This is a genomic window from Vibrio sp. NC2 (assembly GCF_025195005.1).
In the GTDB taxonomy this organism is placed as follows: Bacteria; Pseudomonadota; Gammaproteobacteria; order Enterobacterales; family Vibrionaceae; genus Vibrio; species Vibrio splendidus.
In genome coordinates, this window is record NZ_JANVFC010000003.1 from 385,657 (window position 1) to 403,201 (window position 17,545).

Below are 17,545 nucleotides of genomic sequence, written 5' to 3' on the forward strand. Positions count from 1 at the left end.
AGCACAAAAAAGACCAGTGGCATCAGCAACTGGTCTTTAAAGGCTAGATAAATCTGGACGGATTTTTAATTAACGACGGCTGTCGTTGTCTAGCGATTGTTACTCGGTTTTAAGCCTAACTAACGAGCTTTTTGTAATCTTTGAAGTTCACATCGTAGGCCTTTTCGCCATAGATGTAAGTCTCGCTAACGGTTCTGTCGTCACCTAAGCTCATCAATACAAAAAGTTTTTCTTCAAGCTTGGTGGTTTGTTCCATTCTAAAGCGCATCAATTGTGTGGCGTGTAAGTCCAACACCACGAAATCGGCTTCTTTTCCTACTTCCAAGTTGCCAATCTTGTCTTCTAAATGCAGTGAACGTGCACCACCTAATGTGGCTAAGAATAGCGACTTAGCTGGGTGCAATTTCTTATGTTGAAGCTGCATGATCTTATAGGCTTCACTCATGGTTTGTAGGATTGAGAAGCTAGTGCCTGCGCCGACATCAGTCCCCATACCAACACGAATGCCGTGCTCTTCCATTTCTGGTAATCGGAATAAACCTGAGCCTAAGAACAGGTTAGAGGTCGGGCAGAAAGCAATGGCAGATTCCGTGTCGGCTAGGCGCTTACATTCGCAATCAGACAAGTGAATGCCATGGGCGAAAACCGAACGTTTGTGCAGTAGGCCATAGTGGTCATACACATCCAAATAGCTGTCGCGCTCTGGGAACAGTTCTTTTACCCATTCAATCTCTTTCTCGTTTTCAGAAAGGTGCGTGTGCATATACACATCTGGGTACTCTTCTAGCAATTTACCAACGGTAGCCAATTGTTCTGGTGTACTGGTTGGCGCGAAACGAGGTGTCACGGCATAAAGCAAACGGCTGCGGTTGTGCCATTTCTCAATCAGTTCTTTGGAGTCGGCGTAGCCAGATTCTGGCGTGTCGGTGAGGTAATCAGGCGCATTGCGATCCATCAAAACCTTACCCGCAATCATACGTAGGTTGCGCTTCTCAGCTTCTTCAAAGAAAACGTTAACCGACTCTTTGTGTACCGTGCCGAACACGAGTGCCGTGGTGGTGCCGTTGCTTGCCAATTCGTCTAGGAATAGCTTCGCCACTTTGTGTGCGTAGACTGGGTTTTTAAAGCGTTTTTCTTCTGGGAAGGTGTAGTTCTCTAACCAATCTAGTAGCTGTTCACCGTAAGACGCGATCATCCCTGTTTGAGGGTAGTGGATGTGCGTATCAATAAAGCCAGAGGTGATCAGCTTGTCTTTGTATTCTTTTACTTCGAGTGTTTTAGGTTGGCGAGCCAATACCTCATCGGCATGGCCTAAGTCGACGACATGGCCGTTCTCAACCACTAAAACACCGTCTTCAAAATAGTCGTAAGACTCATCGATACCGACATCTTTTGGGTCGGCGACGCTGTGTAAAATGCTGGCGCGATAAGCTTTGCGTTGCGTTGTCATGTTTACTTCCTTTTAATGACTTCAGCGACGTTATGGCCACTGAAGCTTTGCGACTTGTGTTAGGCGATCTTCTCTTCCAATGGTGGTTCGCCTACGTCGCTTGGTTGACTGTGTTGATCGGTCAAATCCTGATTTCGATATTGTTTGGTTGGGCGCTTTTGTTCAAGTGCTTGGCCTTGATAGTGTGCGATCAGTTCACCCGCAACCGACACCGCAATTTCGGCAGGGTGTTTGCCATTCACCGCACTTATACCAATCGGGCAAAGCATGGTTTCAATTTGTTCTTGGCTGTAGCCGCGCTGCTCTAAGCGGAAGTCGAACTTCTTACGCTTGGTAAGCGAGCCGATCATGCCAAAGTAACGGCTGTCTTCACGGTCAATAATCGCTTTGGTTAGGTCAAAATCGAGCTGGTGGTTGTGGGTCATCACAAGGTAATAACTGTTTGGTTGCATGTGTTTCACTTCACCGACTGGGTCGTCTGAGACAAGCTTTTTAACACCGTGTGGCAGCGTTTCAGGGAACACTTCGTCACGTTCATCAATCCAGGTCACACGGAAGGGCAGAGTCGCCACAATGTGCAGCAGCGCTTTGGCAACATGGCCTGCGCCGAACAGCACAAGGTGGTTCTGTTGAGTGCCAATCGGTTCAAAGCTTAACGTTGCCATTCCGCCACAACATTGGCCTAAACGAGCACCTAGATTGAAGCGTTCTACTTTGAGTGATTTCTCGCTGGCAATCAGCATTTCACGCGCCATTTTAGTGGCCACATGTTCAAGGTGACCACCACCAATCGTAGCGATGATTCGGTCACGAGTGACAAGCATTTTGGTGCCCGCATCGCGTGGAACGGAGCCTCTGTCTTCAAGTACTGTCACCATTACACACGGTTCGTAGTTCTCTTCCAGTTTTGCCAGTTCGTGAATCCAATTATCCTTAAACATACGTCCTCCTAAATCCCTTCTATACTTCCCAAGCTATCATGAGCCTTATTAAGCCGTTTCTGATTGAGCATCGACCGAAGTCGGAGCCGTTTCAGTGACTTCCTGAATCGCCATCAGAATACGTTCTGGCGTTGCAGGTGTGTTGAGCTTAGGAATCGCGCCATCGACGGCGACATAGCTAATGGCATCTTTCAGTGCGCTCCATACCGACATACCCAACATGAAAGGCGGTTCACCCACGGCTTTCGAGTTGAATACGGTGTCTTCTGGGTTGTTACGGTTTTCTAAAAGATGCGTTCTGAAATCAATTGGCATATCAGCAATCGCTGGGATCTTGTAACTCGCAGGACCATTGGTCATCAAGCGGCCTTGCTGGTTCCAAACCAACTCTTCCGTCGTTAACCAACCAACACCTTGCACAAAGCCACCTTCGACTTGGCCGATATCAATTGCTGGGTTCAATGAAGCGCCCACGTCATGCAAAATATCGACACGTAGAATCTTGTTTTCACCGGTTAGGGTATCGACGATAACCTCTGAACAAGATGCTCCGTATGCGTAGTAGTAGAACGGGCGACCGCGTGCTTTCTCGTGATCGTAATAGATCTTCGGAGTGCGGTAGAAGCCAGTGCTCGATAGCGAGATTTGGTTAAACCAAGCCAGTTCAACAAATGAGTTGAAGGTCATGATCTCGTCGCGAATCTGCACCATGCCGTTCTTAAATACCACCTCTTCAGGCCACACTTTGAAGTGCGAAGAAGCGAAGTCAATCAGGCGCTGCTTAATGGTCATTGCGGCGTTTTGCGCGGCCTTACCGTTGAGGTCGGTGCCCGATGAGGCTGCGGTTGGTGATGTGTTCGGAACTTTGTCTGTGTTTGTAGCGGTGATCTGGATACGTTCGACATCGACTTGGAACTCCTGTGCAACGATTTGTGCCACTTTGATGTTCAAGCCTTGCCCCATTTCCGTACCACCGTGATTCAAATGAATACTGCCATCGGTGTAGATATGGATGAGCGCACCTGCTTGGTTCAAGAAAGTCGCAGTAAACGAGATGCCGAATTTCACCGGTGTGATAGCAAGGCCTTTCTTCAAGATAGGGCTTTGCTTGTTGAACTCAGCGATTTCTTTACGACGTGCGTGATAGTCACTGCTGCGTTCAAGCTGTTCGGTTATCTCAGGTAAAAAGTTGTCTTCAACGGTTTGGTAGTAATGGGTCACGTTACGGCCTTCTTCGCCGTAGTAGTTCGCCTTACGTACTTCCAAAGGATCTTTTTTCAGGTAACGCGCAATCTCGTCCATGATGTGCTCGATGGTCATCATGCCTTGCGGGCCACCAAAGCCACGGTAAGCGGTGTTCGATGCGGTATTGGTTTTGCATCGATGACCAACCACAGTTGCATCACCTAGGTAGTAGGCGTTGTCTGAGTGGAACATCGCACGATCGACGATAGAACTTGATAAGTCTGGTGAGTAACCACAGTTACCTGCAACGGTAATGTCGGCACCTTGAATCACACCATTGTCGTCAAAACCGACCGTATATTGATTGTAGAACGGGTGGCGTTTACCAGTTTGCTGCATGTCTTCGTTACGTAGCAGACGCATTTTGGTTGGACGACCGGTGAGGTGAGCAATTACCGCGGCCATACACGCTGGAGAGGCTGCTTGAGTCTCTTTACCCCCGAAACCACCACCCATACGACGCATATCAATCACGACTTTGTGCATCGGCACGCCAATCACTTCCGCAACCAGCTTTTGAACTTCGGTCGGGTTCTGTGTAGAGGTGTAGACGATCATGCCGCCGTCTTCGGTTGGCATCACGCTACTGATTTGAGTTTCTAGGTAGAAGTGCTCTTGTCCGCCGATCTCTAGGTCACCAGAGATCACGTGTTTCGCTTTTGCCAGTGCGGCTTTCGAGTCACCACGTTGTTGAGTGTGGCTTTCTGTGACGAAGTGCTCTTTCTCTAGCGCTTCTTTTACATCAAGAATCGCAGGCAGTTCTTCATATTCAATGATTGCAGCGTGTGCGGCTTTACGTGCGGTTTCTAAATCGTTAGCTGCCACGGCAATCACAGGTTGGCCGTAGTATTCTACTTTGCCATCAGCAAGCAGTGGGTCGCCCGGAAGAATTGCACCAATATCCAGTTCACCCGGTACGTCTTTCGCTTGAATAGCAATTGCCACACCTTCGAATTCGTAACACGGTGATAGGTCTATTTTGGTGATGTTAGCGTGCGCTTGCGTGCTCAGGCGTGCGTATACATGCAGCTGATTTGGGAACTCTAGGCGGTCATCAATGTATACCGCTTCGCCCGTTACTTGCTTGGCTGCACTGTCGTGTTTAACGCTTTTACCTACGCCAGTTTTTAGGTCTTGTTTTGCAATGGTAACCATCTCTTCGTGGGTCATCGCATTGCTCTTGTGAACAGAGGAATTTGATTTAGACATAAGACGTTACCCTTGTTTCGATTTGGTTGTTTTTGTTCTGTTGTTCAATGAAGTAGCGACGCAGCATGTTGGCCGCCGACAATGAACGGTATTCTTGGCTTGCACGGAAATCAGATAGCGGCTCAAAGTCGTTATACAGTTCCTGCATAGCTAACTTAATATTAGCCTCTGTCCACGGTTTGCCTAATAACGTATTTTCACAACGAGTTGCACGCTTAGGCGTTGCTGCCATACCGCCAAAAGCGATACGAGCGTAAGAAACCTTGCCATCTTCAATTTGAATATCAAACGCGCCACACACCGCAGAGATGTCATCGTCTAAACGTTTCGACACTTTGTAAGCTCGGAAGCTGTCGTTGGTTGGCTTAGGAATGATGATCTGTTCGATGAATTCACTCTCTTTTTGCGCCGTCACTTTGTAGCTGATGAAGTAATCTTCAATCGGCATCGTGCGTGACTCGTCTCCGCAGCGAAGTTTGATTTTCGCGTCCAAAGCAATCAGCAGAGGAGGGGTATCACCGATAGGTGAGGCATTCGCCACATTACCGCCAATGGTACCTTGGTTACGCACTTGCAGTGATGCAAAGCGGTGTAGCAATTCACCAAAATCTGGGTAGTGTTTTTTCAGTAGTGCGTAAGAGTCACTGATAGGCAGGTTGGCACCAATAATTAAATCGGTGTCGGTTTCTTCGCATACCTTCATGTCTTCAACAAGATTTACGCTGATCAGTGTTTCGATTTCGCGATGGAACTGCGTGACTTCTAGCGCTAAATCCGTACCGCCAGCGACTAGCTTAGCGTTAGGGTGTGCTTGAAAAAGCTTGGCCAGCTCATCGGTGCTTTTCGGGGAAAAAGCGGTGAGGTGACCAAGGCGTAAGTTGGCCTCGGTGTCTTGAATACCTTCTAGCTTCTTGATGGTGTTGCGTTCAAGCTCAGCAAATTGGTCGATCAAAGGTTGGTCTGTTGAAAGCGACATCGCAGCATCAACAATTGGTCGGTAGCCTGTACAGCGACATAGGTTACCCGCCAGTGATTCCATGACGTCTTCTTTGCTCGCATCGGGTTTGTTCTTGCCTAGGGCAAACATCGACATGATGAAGCCCGGCGTGCAGTAACCACACTGTGAACCGTGAAAATCCACCACCGCTTTCTGGACGGGGTGCAAAGAGCGATCTCGGTTTTGTAGATCTTCTACTGTGATCAGTTGCTTTCCATGCAGCGCTGAAACGAACGTCAGGCAAGAGTTCACCGAGCGGTATTGCAGCTGTCCATCAACCACTTCACCCAGAACTACCGTACATGCACCACAGTCACCCGACCCACAACCTTCTTTGGTACCGGTTTTATTAACCTTGGTACGAAGGTAGTTGAGCACTGTCATATTTGGCGACAGATTATCTTCACGTCTTATTTCCTGATTGAGCAAAAAAGTAATCAAGAGACCTCCTTGTAAATCGACATATTTCCATGTGTATTCTTTTTGACTTCTAGGTCAATAATTATCCATCCTGACCCTGTGGTCAACTATTTATTTACAAAAATGCAACAAATAGTCTTTTATGGAGATTGTGTACAATTTTATTTTAACTTTATTTGCTTGTTTTATAAGGGGTTGAGTTAAAGGCGAACAGTTTTATGGTGTGAATGAATTGATAGCTATGTATACAAGATAAAGGAAGGGCTTATGGCACTGTTGGAAGTGATTCTATAGAGGCTAAGATCGTTGTTGAGGGCAGAATAGACAGTATTTTTAGATGGATGTGAGTCGATCGTCGTATTTGTTTTTAGAGGAGAGGGCATAAAAAAGAGAAGTAAACACTAAGGCTTACTTCTCTCCAATTTTGTTAACGAAAAGCTGTTAACAAAAAGCTGTTAACAAAAAGTTGTTAACAAAAAGCTGTTAACAGATGGTTATTAATCGCTTGTTGAATCTTCTATGACTTGCTCTTAAGCAGATCAGAGAACACGACATGCAGGTCGCTAGAAGCCGTGCTGCTGTCTAGGTTGAGCTTCGAACGAATATGGCTTAGATGTTCTTGCATCAATTCTACAGCTTGTTGTTCGTTGCCTGACTCTATCGCATCCAGCAAGCCAGAGTGTTCGTCTAGAGAGCAGTTCGAGTGATTGCCCGTTTCGTATTGAGCGATCAGCAATGAGGTTTGCGACACCAAGCTGCGTTGGAAAGCCAGCAGTGGTGCGTTCTCAGCCATTTCAGCCAGCTTGATGTGAAACTCGCCAGACAAGCGTAGACCAGAACCGTAATCACCTTGGTCGAAAGCACAGTTCTCTTTTGCGACTAATTTTCTGCATTCTTCTATTTGAGCTTTGGTTGCGTTTTTTACCGCCAGCTCAGTGATAGCAATTTCCATCACTTCACGTGCTTTAAAGATCTGTTTGGCTTCGTCAACCGTTGGCGCAGCAATCACAGCTCCTCGGTTAGGACGGATCACCACAACTTGTTCTAAAGAAAGACGCAGTAAGGCACGGCGGATAATGGTGCGGCTAACGCTAAAGATTTCTGCTAGGGCTTCTTCGCTTAATTTGGTGGCTGGTGGCAGCCTTTGTTCTAGTATCGCGTCGAAGATATGGCAGTAAACAACATCGTCTTGAGTCTGGCCTGTTACTTTCGTTTTTACACCTTTGGAGACAGAGTTTTTGAGAACTGTCATAGAGATAAGGACCCTTGTTTAGTCGAGTTGGGTTGGTCGAGAATAATTCATGAGTATTACTCTATATTGTATACATTTATCTATACAATGCCACCGGATGAAAGTGCGATGCACGCTTATTTGTTAATGACTTATAACATTTTGTTTGCAGGGAACTGTGTGCAATCTTTATCTTTAAGCCATTTTTTATTTAACTAAACTCGATTATCACCGCAGCTGTAGGCAACGATCTGGCTGATTTCGCTCAGGCTACGACCTGACTGTTGCTGCCATTCGTTGAAAGCTTTACCCGCTGCCAGTTGTGCTCGCTTGGTGTTACGACCGCTATCAACCACGTCTGTGCTGCGTAGGTGTGCTTCAACATCTGATGATAAGATGAACGTGTCTTTACCCATTTGGCGCAGAGTGTAGGCACCAGTATTACCACCTAATCGCTTGCCGTGTTTTTTCAGGTAATCCCACAGCTCGGTGATACGTTCTGATGGCCAGTCGGCAACCATTTGTGAGAATGAATCGGCTTCACGCTTGGCGTTGTGAATCATGGTGGCATTGGCAGGGATGGTCATCACCTTAGTAAGGTGGCGAATAATACGCGGGTCTTGTGCTTTCTGTTCCCACATTTCATTCGGCAGCATCAGCATTTTTTCGATATTGAATTCAAAGAACACTTCTTCAAATTGCGGCCACTTCTTTCTCACCACATTCCATGAAATACCACACTGGAATACCTTTTCGGTAAAGGCGGCTAGCCAACGATCGTCGGTGATTTGTGATAGCTCAGCTTGTGAAAGGGGCGCACGAACAATCTTTTCGAGCTCGGCAGCTCCACCTTTACGGTGTGCTGCACGTTGGTAAATGGTGTCGAATTTTTCTTGGGTCATTGAAGGTTCCAAATTACATCTGTGTATCTTGAGTGTGTAGCTAATGCTTAATGATATGGGGTCAAATTTGGCAATTAAAACAAGTCTGTTAACTAAAACCAGTCTGACAATTAAAACAAACTAGCTGAGCTTTAATTCCATTTGATACAAGGGCCATGTTTTACCATTGAACTCTTTCACGCTCGGCTCTTTGTCGACCACCTGAAAGCCTGCTTTGTCGTAGCAGCGTTTTGCGCCGTGGTTTTGCTTAAATACCGCCAAGGTAATGGTCGTGACATCTGGTATTTCTTTCGCCGCTTCTAATGCACTTTCTATCATGGATTGCCCAAGCCCTTTGCCTCGTTGGTTTGGGTGAATCGCGACCCGGCAAAAGCGAAGTTCATTGTCAGACATGCGCTGGAATTCCATAAAGCCAAGCAAGTCCCTGGCGTTTGAGTTGGCGTTTGAATCGGTGTTCGGTTCAAAGTATGACTTAGATGCTGAGAAGGTATATAGCTCGACATGTGGCTCTTGAGAGCGTTCGATGATAGAGGCAGCTTCCAATGGCCAACCAAATGTTCGTCCGCCCCACAGCACGTAGTCTTCTAGGGATGTAAACCAAGTGACGATCTCTTCGGCGTCGGATGCTTTAAAACGGTTTATTTCCATATCCTTCCCTCTTCCTTATCGTGTGTCTGTTTTCTAAGCCGTTAAGCTTCTGTCGCTAATTGAGAGAGAAAACCACGCATGTAGTCAGTGCGCTTGTTGGCTTCTAACTTGGCGGATTCTGTATTCATGGTTCCAGCCAGCTTAAACAGTTTCACGTAGAAATGGTCGACGCTGTAATGCTTGTCATCCAAGTCACGATGTTCAGCGAATGGATCTTCGTGGTTATAGAGCTCTGCGTTAAAACTCTGACCCACATACAGGCAGCGTGCAATACCAATCGCACCGAGAGAGTCTAGGCGATCGGCATCTTGGACGATTTGAGCTTCTAACGTTTCAGGTGTGATGTTGGCGCTGTAGCTGTGCGTGACAATGGCATGATGGACCTCATCAAGATAGGACGCAGGATATTCGATAGATTTGAGATAAGAGATGGCTTTGTCTGCTGCCATTTGTGAGCTTTGAGCGCGGTCTGGGTGGTTCTTTGGAAAGGTGAAGCAATCATGAAGGTAAGCGGCGGGCAGCACGACTTCAAGCTTAGCTTGTTCTTGAGTACATAAAGCCTTGGCGGTTTTGACTACGCGCTTAATATGGCTGATATCGTGCGCTGCATCTTGTGTCATCTCTTGCTTTGCAAAATCAAGCAGTTGGCTTTCAAATTTTTCTATCACGCGTCCCTTTCTCCATGATCAATATTGCTTCTCGATTTCCATCGTTTCACATCGACTTTAACAGTTTCAAGCGCGAGTTTTTATCTTTTATAAAAGGAATACCCACAAAAAAACCGACTCTGTGAGTCGGCTTAATAGAAAGGTTATTCTGTGTTGATTAAAGCGTTATCAACGGTAATCAGAGCTTAAGCTGCAGCTTGTTGAAGTTTTGCTAACACATGATGCAGAGAAGGGCTGATAGTGTGTCCAAGCGCTTTTACTTCTTCACATGGCTCTACTAAATCAGGGATCTGGAAGCTGATCATGTTCGCTGCCATAGAAGCGCGAATGCCGTTGTTTGAGTCTTCAAACGCTAGGCAGGTTTCTGGGGCAACACCTAGGCGTTCTGCCGCTAGCAGGTAGATCTCGGGGTGAGGTTTACCGTTGGTCACTTCACAGCCTGTGCTTAGTGAGGTGAAGTAAGAATCTAGGCCAGCCAGCTCAAGCTTCTTTTTAGCGATATCAAGCTGAGTCGAGGTCGCCACCGCGATTGGAATGTCGTTTGATTTCAGCCACTCAAGAAGCTCAATCACGCCGTCTTTTACTGGGATAGCTTGGTGCTTAACAATCGCACTGTAGCGTGTGCGCCATTCGTTGTTCAGCGCTGGGTAATCTAGCCCTTCACCGTAGCCATTTCTAAAAATCTGTTCGATGGTTTTTGCGTTACAGCCAATGATGCCTAGGTAAACATCCTGCAAAAACGGAACGCCTTGCGCGTGACATGCTTCTTCAAAAACCTGCATACAAAGTCGCTCGGTGTCGAGCAGCAGTCCATCCATATCAAAAATAGCAGCTTGAAAATTCATATCCGTGGTTCTTTCTGTGTTGTCGTCGTGAGGGCGAGTATTTTGACATAGTGCCTGGAGATAGGCGAGTCAGTGTTCAGTAAGAATATGACGAATTGTCTCGGTAATATGCTTCTAGATGAGGCGAAACCTGATTAACTTGCGTTGGAATAATATCGTTCAGTTATGAGTCTGATGTTTGATAGGTCATGCGGTTCTAACAGACACAATAATGGCTATCATACATAACAAATCTCGGTTGAGTGCCTAGCTTCCTATTACAATTCATAAACTTACAGGTCGGTTAGCGTGACCATAATCTTATAAAAAACAATTAACGGAAGCCTGCAATCATAGTGTGACCAAGTAATAAGTAAAAGGCTGAACTAAAGGACAAAATATAATTAGTCCACATTTTTAGCAAGGTTGCTTATGTTGTATTTTGAGTTTCTATTTTTATTAGTCGTACTTTATATCGGGTCTCGGTATGGCGGTATTGGCTTAGGTGTTGTTTCTGGGATTGGCTTGGTTATCGAGGTGTTTGTCTTCAAGATGCCACCAACGTCTCCACCTGTCACCGTAATGCTGATCATCCTCGCTGTTGTTACCTGTGCTTCGATCCTCGAAGCGGCTGGTGGCTTGAAATACATGCTTCAAGTTGCGGAAAGGGTACTGAGAAAAAACCCGAAACGTGTCACCTTGATAGCACCGTTCGTGACTTATTCGATGACATTCCTATTGGGTACTGGCCACGCGGTTTACTCAATTATGCCAATCATCGGCGATGTTGCGTTGAAGAATGGTATTCGTCCTGAGCGCCCAATGGCGGCTGCGTCTGTTGCGTCTCAACTAGCTATAACGGCATCACCAATTTCTGCTGCTGTGGTCTATTACCTCGCGCAACTTTCTGATATCCAACACTCTATTACTCTGCTTTCTATTTTGATGGTGACGGTTCCTGCAACGCTGTTTGGTACGTTTTTACTTTCTTTGTACAGCTTGAAACGTGGTAAAGAACTGAGCGACGATCCTGAATATCAAGCGCGTCTAAAAGATCCAGAGTGGAAAAAGCGTATCGAAAGCACCACAGCGACGTCTTTGGATGAAGTGTTGCCAACTTCGGCTCGTAATGCGGTATTGATTTTCCTACTTTCAATTGTCGTGATTGTTATCGTGGCGATGGTGCCTGAGATCAGAACGATCGTAGACGGCGACAAGCCAATCAAGATGTCGGTGATCATCCAAATGATGATGCTCTGCTTCGGCGGTATCATCTTGCTGGCAACTAAAACTGACCCGCGTGATGTGCCAAACGGTGTGGTATTCAAATCGGGTATGGTGGCAGCAATTGCTATCTTCGGTATCGCATGGATGTCGGATACTTACTTCCAATACGCAATGCCTCAGTTCAAATCTGGCATCGTGGAAATGGTGACCAACTACCCGTGGACGTTTGCTCTAGCACTATTCATCGTATCGGTTGTGGTGAACTCTCAAGCCGCTACTGCACGTATGATGCTACCTGTTGGCCTTGGCTTAGGACTAGACCCAGCCTTGTTGATCGGCTTAATGCCAGCAGTTTACGGCTACTTCTTCATCCCGAACTACCCATCAGATATCGCAACGGTTAACTTCGATGTGTCTGGCACTACCAAGATTGGTAAGTGGTACTTCAACCACTCATTCATGTCGGTTGGTTTGATCGGTGTAGTCGGCGCATGTTGCTTAGGCTACGCACTGGCACAGATTTTTATCGCTTAATGAATTAGCTTTCTTTGAGATAGCTAGACAACAAACAAAAACAGCGCCTAGTGAGGCGCTGTTTTTGTTTGTTCTGTTTGATAGTTCTGATTCGAATCTAGGTTTCGAATTATTAGCCAATATTAGCGTGGCTCAAAAGCCAAAGACTGAATCGCTTCTTCGATCGTTAGGAAGTGGATCTTCATCAGGCACACTTCTGCTTTTTGGAACTCGTGATTTCGAATCAGTTTGGTCACGCTTTCAACCGAATACTGGTTGGCTCGTTTAGCTAGAGACAGTTGGTTAGAACTCGATTGAAGCGAATAGCTGTCGCCAACTGAATCGATGAGGTAATCCTCTTCGCCCAAGATCATGTCTGAGCATTCTGCCTGAAAATCGTTCTCGGACGCGACATAAATAAGCTCATCATCACCGTCGAGTTTTACTAAAGATGGCCAACTGATCATTACTGCCCTTTCTATGTGCTGCTTACTGCTTTTAATAGTGGTGACGACAAGCAATTATGTAAAAGTTATCGTCATCTGCTTTATACACTAATCGATTCTTGTCATCGATTCGTCTTGACCAAAATCCAGACAGGTTGCCGACTAGTGGCTCCGGCTTTCCAATCCCTTCAAAGGGCGTTCTTTTGGCAGCTTCAATCAACTTATTTAGTTTCTTGAGCGTTTTCTTGTCTTGGGTTTGCCAGTATAGGTAATCTTCCCAAGCATTATCTGTAAATACAATCTTTCGATCATTCGTCATTATTCAATTCTCGAACGGTTGTATTTCCGGCTTCGAGTTGAGCAATGGATTCAGCTAATCTTTCAGCGTTTTTAGGCGAGCTCATTAGGTACAAGGTTTCTTGCATTGAATTAAAATGGTCAAGAGACATTACCACGGCATCTTCTGAATCTCGTCTGGTTATTACCGTAACATCAGAATCGTCTACCACTCTATCGAGCACAGACTTAAGGCTATTTCTTGCCTCAGTAAAAGAAACAATATTCATCACTTATTTACCCTGTTGTTTTTGGATATGTTTAATCTTTCAATATACACAGAATAGTTAATCATTCATGAATTAACTATTGTACATGTTCCGCTTGTTGTACATGTTATCTCAGAGATTACACATGATCAACTTATGGTACATGTCACTCACTGTAAATCTGCAGAGTGTTACTGACTCAAAATGCTATTTACTTAAAGATCGGCCCAACGGCGCGAAGTAACCTTGCAGCGCTTGATAAATCTCTTTGCGATGCGTGAGGTCTGGATAGAGAGGGAACATATCCGGTTTGGTCGTGCCATCGACTAAGTAAGAATTCTCGATATCTGAGCAGGATTCAATCGTAGCTTCAAAGGCACGAGCCATCATTTCTGTTGGCAATGAGAAGTAACGAGCCGACGTTGCCTTGTCGGCAATGACACTGCGAGCCACGTAATCGTGTTTATCTAGGTTGTTGTCGCTGAGTAGTGTGGCATCGAACACAGACATCAAACTTTCATTTAATGGATGAGGTCGCACCTTTCTATCGTGTAGCCAACAGTCACTGGCGAACAAGATTTGCTTGCGAGGACCGGAGGTGTCGCCAATCTCAAACGCCTTTTCGGCAATGTAGTGGTCAAATGCATGCCAGAACTCGTGAGCGAGTGCACCAGCACCAGCGTTCTTGGCGAGGGCTAATTCTCGTTGGTTCGGTGCGTAGTGTGCTTGCACACCTTTTCTTCCGCCACTGCCAAAGGCTAAACCGAGCGTGCCGCGAAGGCCAATCGCTTCTGGCGGCAGAGCCAAGATGTAAGCCAAGTCTGCTAACGAGTCGAATATCAGATTTGCAGCAAGTTCTTTCTCTTCTTTCGTTACCCAAGCGCCCACACGGATGCTGCCCATACCGAAGGTCTGTTTGATGTCCATGAATGACACCTGATCGCCATGTCGGTAGTCTGGGCCTTTGCGCGTTTTGTATTTAAAGTGGGTTAACTTCAAAGGGGTCCTTGGAGAAAGAGGTTAGGTGGAAATAAAGGTGTTCGGTGGAAATAAAGATGTTAGATGAGAATTAAGTGGAGCATTCTTATCGGATGCTGGGCATTGAGCCATATTCTTTAAACCACACCGTTATGAATAGTATTTATGAACGAAAGTTAGCACCTTTGTGAGTAAATTACCGAACAAAATGAGTTAGATTGTGTTCGAAAGCTTCCCATGAGGTTGGGCTGCCTTCGTGGGTCAGTGGAAACAGCGACTTATTTGGCTTGGCATAGCTTAAACGATGTAGCCTCTGCGTGACATGGTAGCTGTCTAGCCCAGAAATAGTGACTAAATCTAACGCTTCTAAATCTAGGTAGCCGTCCGGCATCACGGCACGTTTTGGCGCGTGAATTGTAACAACTTCACCAATCAACATTTGAGTTTGGTTACTTTCAATTGTGATTTGTTCTTTGAAAACCAAGCCTATTTTCAGAGGACTTTCCAAGACAAAAGGAGCAGGGAACACATCATCGTAATAGGACGTGAGACCGACCGCGTTAAATTCTGAGATTGATTTAGGATAACGAGCGGAAGTTTGATGGGCTTTTTGAACAAAGCCCGCACCGATGCTGTTGATGGTGAAGTGTCGAGTTTCTAGGATATTCTCTAATGTATGACGGCGACTTTCTGCAGGTCGGACGATGAAACCAAACAAGGGGGGATTCGACCCTAAATGAACCACAGAACTCACCACAGCAAGGTTTTCTAGCCCTTGTTTATCGCAGGTGCCAATAAGGTTAGCGCTTTTGAACCCCGATAAGGAATTAATTAAACGAGCACGCTCACGTTGATCCATTGCTTGGATATCTTGTCTTGAAAGGGTCATTTCCTTCATATCTTCTCTTCTTCTCACTTTTGTTTCGACGACTTGTTTACTAACCAAGTCATATTTACGCAGAAGCATCCTCTATCGATCAGCAGAGTGCTTAGTTTGGTCATGGGCAGCCTGTCTCTTTTATCTCTGCTACAGCACAATGAACGAGATCCTTTGCATAGATTTACGTACGTTGACGTCCCTTTACATCACAGGAGCTAAAGTAATGATGTCGTCTTTATGAGTGTTAACAAATGAAAACAGTCCGCAATATCATTTGGGCAATGATTGCCACAATGTCAGCCTTTTGGTTTGCGATGGAACCGCAATTATTCGCTTCAAGCGATGTCTTTGAATGGCGCTCAGCCATGATTCAGTACTCAGGTATTTTGTCTCTGGTGTTAATGTCCATCACAATGATCTTGGCGATGCGTTTGCCTATGGTTGAGAATTGGCTGAAAGGTATGGATAAAGCATATCGAGTCCATAAATGGCTCGGTATCGGCGGTGTTGCACTGGGTGTGACACACTGGTTGTGGTACCAAATACCTAAGTCATTGGTGGTGTCTGGTGTGTTAGATAAGCCTGTTCGACACGATGGTTCAGGGCCGCAAGCTGTTTTGACTGGATGGGAGTTATGGGTCAATGAATTACGCGGTATTGCTCAGAGTATTGGCGAGTGGGGCTTCTACTTGTTGCTCATTTTACTGGTGGCGTCACTATGGGCGGCAGTGAAGTACAAACCGTTTAAATTGTCGCACCGTCTGATGTCGGTTGCGTACCTGTTTATCGCTTTCCACTCAGTAATCCTGCTTAAACGAGCGTATTGGGGAGAACCTATTTATTATCTAACAGTGGCATTTGCTTTGGTTGGGTCTGTTGCGGCGATTTATAGTTTATTGGGCTTTGTAGGGCGTCGTAATCGTTATTCTGCTTCTGTCGTTTCCACTCGCTACTTTCCCAAAGCTGAAGTGATGGAGTTAGTGCTAAAGCCAAGTACATCATGGCGAGGACACAAAGCAGGGCAGTTTGCTTACTTACGCTTCGGTAATGAAGACCCGCACCCGTTTACCATTGTTTCGGGAAGCGAAGATTCAGAACTGCGTTTCTTGATTAAAGAGTTGGGTGATTTTACGAATGGTCTTTATGAACGAGTTAATGCGGGCGATGCGGTTACGGTGGAAGGGCCTTATGGTCGACTTGAGTTTGACCTAAACAAGCCACAAATTTGGATTGCTGGTGGTGTCGGAATAGCGTCGTTTTTTGCAACGCTTGAAGCGCTCAAAACAGAGAAAACTCATCCTCGAATTGAACTGTTTTACTGTACCCGTGGTGTCGATGAGCATTTAGTCGATGAATTATGGCACCTTGCGCATCAAGTCGGTGTCAAGCTGAACGTAATAGATACCTTGCACTCTCCGCGATTAAATGCAGAGAGAATCGCGAGTCAATGTGGTGATCTAAACGTTTATGAGTTGTATTTTTGTGGGCCAGAGTTGTTCTCAACGTCGCTTAAAAAAGAACTCGATGCGTACAAGTTTAATGTTGACCAGAATTATCACGAAGAGCTGTTTGTGATGCGTTAAAAAGGCCGAATGAGGTATCAATAGCGTCAAGTTTGGCTCTTCGTTGCGGGGTTAAGGCAGCGGTTGGATTTGGTGTTATTGATACTTAACGACAAGCTCTAATTAAAAAGGCAAAAGTTACTCAATTTTTTATTGCAGCGGTTTGCTATTGAGCGATACCATGTACGGCTGTTTTATTGGTAAAGATTGCAAAATGTCAGATGAAAAGCTCGCGCTAGAGTGGATGCGTCAACAAGCGCATAGAATTGATCCATATGTTATAAATCCATCATTTGATGAATGCGTTGAGTTGCTTGAGCCTGCCTTTAAGAAGGGCAAGAGTGTCGCGCAGCTAAAATATCTATTATCAGAAGCGGATCGCCGAGCTGGCGCTGCCGAGCGTAAACACGCCGCTTTAAAGTTCGCCAAAGAAAAAAGCCCAAAGGCAGGCCAAAACCTTCGCCTTCAAAGCAAGCTTCAACAAGTTCAGTTGGCATTAAAGTTAGCGACGGGCGATAACAACATGACCATATCGCAGTTCTGTTCTGAGTATGATGTCAGTAAGCGAGACGGCAACGAAGCGTGGAATGAAAAGCTGGTTGAGCAGAATAATAAGAAGTGATTTTTTCGATGTCTTATGCTGTCTCACTGAGGCCCGATAAGATTTACTTGATCGTGAAAATTTGTTCATAAAGTCATTTCAAACCCTACCAATAAATGTTGTTCGACTGTATTTCAAAAGCCTGAAAAGTGAACTGACCCCCAATAGTTGGACACCAATTATTGGGGGTCTTTTTATGTCCAAATATAGCCGAGAGCTAAAATGTATCATTGCTAAGCAATACTTAGATGGCACGTC

The 17,545-nt window shown here is 45.7% G+C and carries 17 protein-coding genes; 3 read left to right on the forward strand and 14 right to left on the reverse strand.

The features are described from left to right. Window positions 1-115: 115 nt before the first annotated feature. From guaD to NX845_RS07105, 9 genes are all read right to left on the reverse strand, one after another. Entirely contained in the window at window positions 116-1,450 is a 1,335-nt protein-coding gene (gene guaD, locus NX845_RS07065; protein WP_260256728.1) for a guanine deaminase, read from the reverse strand. 59 nt (window positions 1,451-1,509) lie between these two features. Next, a complete protein-coding gene (xdhC, locus tag NX845_RS07070) occupies window positions 1,510-2,391 on the reverse strand; it encodes a xanthine dehydrogenase accessory protein XdhC (protein WP_260256729.1) in 882 nt (293 codons plus the stop codon). Between the two features lie 48 nt (window positions 2,392-2,439). Next, window positions 2,440-4,845: a xanthine dehydrogenase molybdopterin binding subunit gene (gene xdhB / locus NX845_RS07075; protein ID WP_017061607.1), complete on the reverse strand. Its 2,406-nt coding sequence runs from the start codon at window positions 4,843-4,845 to the stop codon at window positions 2,440-2,442. Continuing rightward, window positions 4,838-6,283, reverse strand: coding sequence for a xanthine dehydrogenase small subunit (gene xdhA / locus NX845_RS07080; protein WP_260256731.1), 1,446 nt, complete (start codon window positions 6,281-6,283; stop codon window positions 4,838-4,840). The genes xdhB and xdhA overlap by 8 nt, the downstream gene beginning before the upstream one ends. 496 nt (window positions 6,284-6,779) lie before the next feature. After that, window positions 6,780-7,514: a GntR family transcriptional regulator gene (locus tag NX845_RS07085; protein WP_017061609.1), complete on the reverse strand. Its 735-nt coding sequence runs from the start codon at window positions 7,512-7,514 to the stop codon at window positions 6,780-6,782. Between the two features lie 194 nt (window positions 7,515-7,708). Beyond that, window positions 7,709-8,395, reverse strand: a complete 687-nt coding sequence (locus tag NX845_RS07090) for a DNA-3-methyladenine glycosylase I (RefSeq protein WP_017067459.1) — start codon at window positions 8,393-8,395, stop codon at window positions 7,709-7,711. A gap of 120 nt (window positions 8,396-8,515) precedes the next feature. Then, the gene (locus NX845_RS07095) at window positions 8,516-9,043 is read right to left on the reverse strand and encodes a GNAT family N-acetyltransferase (protein WP_108110686.1); all 528 of its coding nucleotides are present in this window, start codon (window positions 9,041-9,043) and stop codon (window positions 8,516-8,518) included. 41 nt (window positions 9,044-9,084) lie between these two features. Next, entirely contained in the window at window positions 9,085-9,711 is a 627-nt protein-coding gene (locus NX845_RS07100; RefSeq protein WP_108110687.1) for an HD domain-containing protein, read from the reverse strand. 185 nt (window positions 9,712-9,896) lie between these two features. Next, entirely contained in the window at window positions 9,897-10,556 is a 660-nt protein-coding gene (locus NX845_RS07105; RefSeq protein ID WP_065605927.1) for an HAD family phosphatase, read from the reverse strand. A gap of 411 nt (window positions 10,557-10,967) precedes the next feature. On the opposite strand from NX845_RS07105, the gene NX845_RS07110 reads away from it, so the two are divergent. Then, the gene (locus NX845_RS07110) at window positions 10,968-12,296 is read left to right on the forward strand and encodes an anaerobic C4-dicarboxylate transporter (RefSeq protein WP_016766967.1); all 1,329 of its coding nucleotides are present in this window, start codon (window positions 10,968-10,970) and stop codon (window positions 12,294-12,296) included. Window positions 12,297-12,418: 122 nt separating this feature from the next. On the opposite strand, the gene NX845_RS07115 is transcribed toward NX845_RS07110, so the two are convergent. The 5 genes from NX845_RS07115 to NX845_RS07135 all read right to left on the reverse strand — a co-directional run bounded on the left by NX845_RS07115 (window position 12,419) and on the right by NX845_RS07135 (window position 15,142). Beyond that, window positions 12,419-12,742 (reverse strand): DUF4144 domain-containing protein, encoded by a 324-nt coding sequence (locus NX845_RS07115; protein ID WP_004732884.1) that lies wholly within the window; start codon window positions 12,740-12,742, stop codon window positions 12,419-12,421. Between the two features lie 31 nt (window positions 12,743-12,773). Next, window positions 12,774-13,040, reverse strand: coding sequence for a Txe/YoeB family addiction module toxin (locus NX845_RS07120; RefSeq protein WP_017069754.1), 267 nt, complete (start codon window positions 13,038-13,040; stop codon window positions 12,774-12,776). Continuing rightward, window positions 13,030-13,287: a type II toxin-antitoxin system Phd/YefM family antitoxin gene (locus NX845_RS07125; protein ID WP_017061616.1), complete on the reverse strand. Its 258-nt coding sequence runs from the start codon at window positions 13,285-13,287 to the stop codon at window positions 13,030-13,032. Before NX845_RS07125 ends, NX845_RS07120 begins: the two co-directional genes overlap by 11 nt. A gap of 186 nt (window positions 13,288-13,473) precedes the next feature. Then, a complete protein-coding gene (locus NX845_RS07130) occupies window positions 13,474-14,265 on the reverse strand; it encodes a CLCA_X family protein (protein WP_017076945.1) in 792 nt (263 codons plus the stop codon). 175 nt (window positions 14,266-14,440) lie between these two features. Further along, entirely contained in the window at window positions 14,441-15,142 is a 702-nt protein-coding gene (locus tag NX845_RS07135) for a flavin reductase family protein (protein ID WP_102548184.1), read from the reverse strand. Between the two features lie 233 nt (window positions 15,143-15,375). Here NX845_RS07135 and NX845_RS07140 point away from each other — a divergent pair, with 233 nt between their 5' ends. Both NX845_RS07140 and NX845_RS07145 read left to right on the forward strand, forming a co-directional pair. Beyond that, window positions 15,376-16,707 (forward strand): ferric reductase-like transmembrane domain-containing protein, encoded by a 1,332-nt coding sequence (locus tag NX845_RS07140; RefSeq protein ID WP_260256732.1) that lies wholly within the window; start codon window positions 15,376-15,378, stop codon window positions 16,705-16,707. 193 nt (window positions 16,708-16,900) lie between these two features. Then, the gene (locus NX845_RS07145) at window positions 16,901-17,308 is read left to right on the forward strand and encodes a hypothetical protein (RefSeq protein ID WP_026012354.1); all 408 of its coding nucleotides are present in this window, start codon (window positions 16,901-16,903) and stop codon (window positions 17,306-17,308) included. Window positions 17,309-17,545 lie beyond the last annotated feature (237 nt).

Bases quoted from the DNA above. Each gene is read 5' to 3' on its own strand.
- NX845_RS07085 (WP_017061609.1), bottom strand. From the start codon at position 7,514: ATGACAGTTCTCAAAAACTCTGTCTCCAAAGGTGTAAAAACGAAAGTA.
- NX845_RS07145 (WP_026012354.1), top strand. From the start codon at position 16,901: ATGTCAGATGAAAAGCTCGCGCTAGAGTGGATGCGTCAACAAGCGCAT.
- NX845_RS07105 (WP_065605927.1), bottom strand. From the start codon at position 10,556: ATGAATTTTCAAGCTGCTATTTTTGATATGGATGGACTGCTGCTCGAC.
- NX845_RS07140 (WP_260256732.1), top strand. From the start codon at position 15,376: ATGAAAACAGTCCGCAATATCATTTGGGCAATGATTGCCACAATGTCA.
- NX845_RS07090 (WP_017067459.1), bottom strand. From the start codon at position 8,395: ATGACCCAAGAAAAATTCGACACCATTTACCAACGTGCAGCACACCGT.
- xdhB (WP_017061607.1), bottom strand. From the start codon at position 4,845: ATGTCTAAATCAAATTCCTCTGTTCACAAGAGCAATGCGATGACCCAC.
- NX845_RS07110 (WP_016766967.1), top strand. From the start codon at position 10,968: ATGTTGTATTTTGAGTTTCTATTTTTATTAGTCGTACTTTATATCGGG.
- NX845_RS07115 (WP_004732884.1), bottom strand. From the start codon at position 12,742: ATGATCAGTTGGCCATCTTTAGTAAAACTCGACGGTGATGATGAGCTT.
- NX845_RS07095 (WP_108110686.1), bottom strand. From the start codon at position 9,043: ATGGAAATAAACCGTTTTAAAGCATCCGACGCCGAAGAGATCGTCACT.
- guaD (WP_260256728.1), bottom strand. From the start codon at position 1,450: ATGACAACGCAACGCAAAGCTTATCGCGCCAGCATTTTACACAGCGTC.
- xdhC (WP_260256729.1), bottom strand. From the start codon at position 2,391: ATGTTTAAGGATAATTGGATTCACGAACTGGCAAAACTGGAAGAGAAC.
- NX845_RS07135 (WP_102548184.1), bottom strand. From the start codon at position 15,142: ATGAAGGAAATGACCCTTTCAAGACAAGATATCCAAGCAATGGATCAA.
- NX845_RS07120 (WP_017069754.1), bottom strand. From the start codon at position 13,040: ATGACGAATGATCGAAAGATTGTATTTACAGATAATGCTTGGGAAGAT.
- NX845_RS07125 (WP_017061616.1), bottom strand. From the start codon at position 13,287: ATGAATATTGTTTCTTTTACTGAGGCAAGAAATAGCCTTAAGTCTGTG.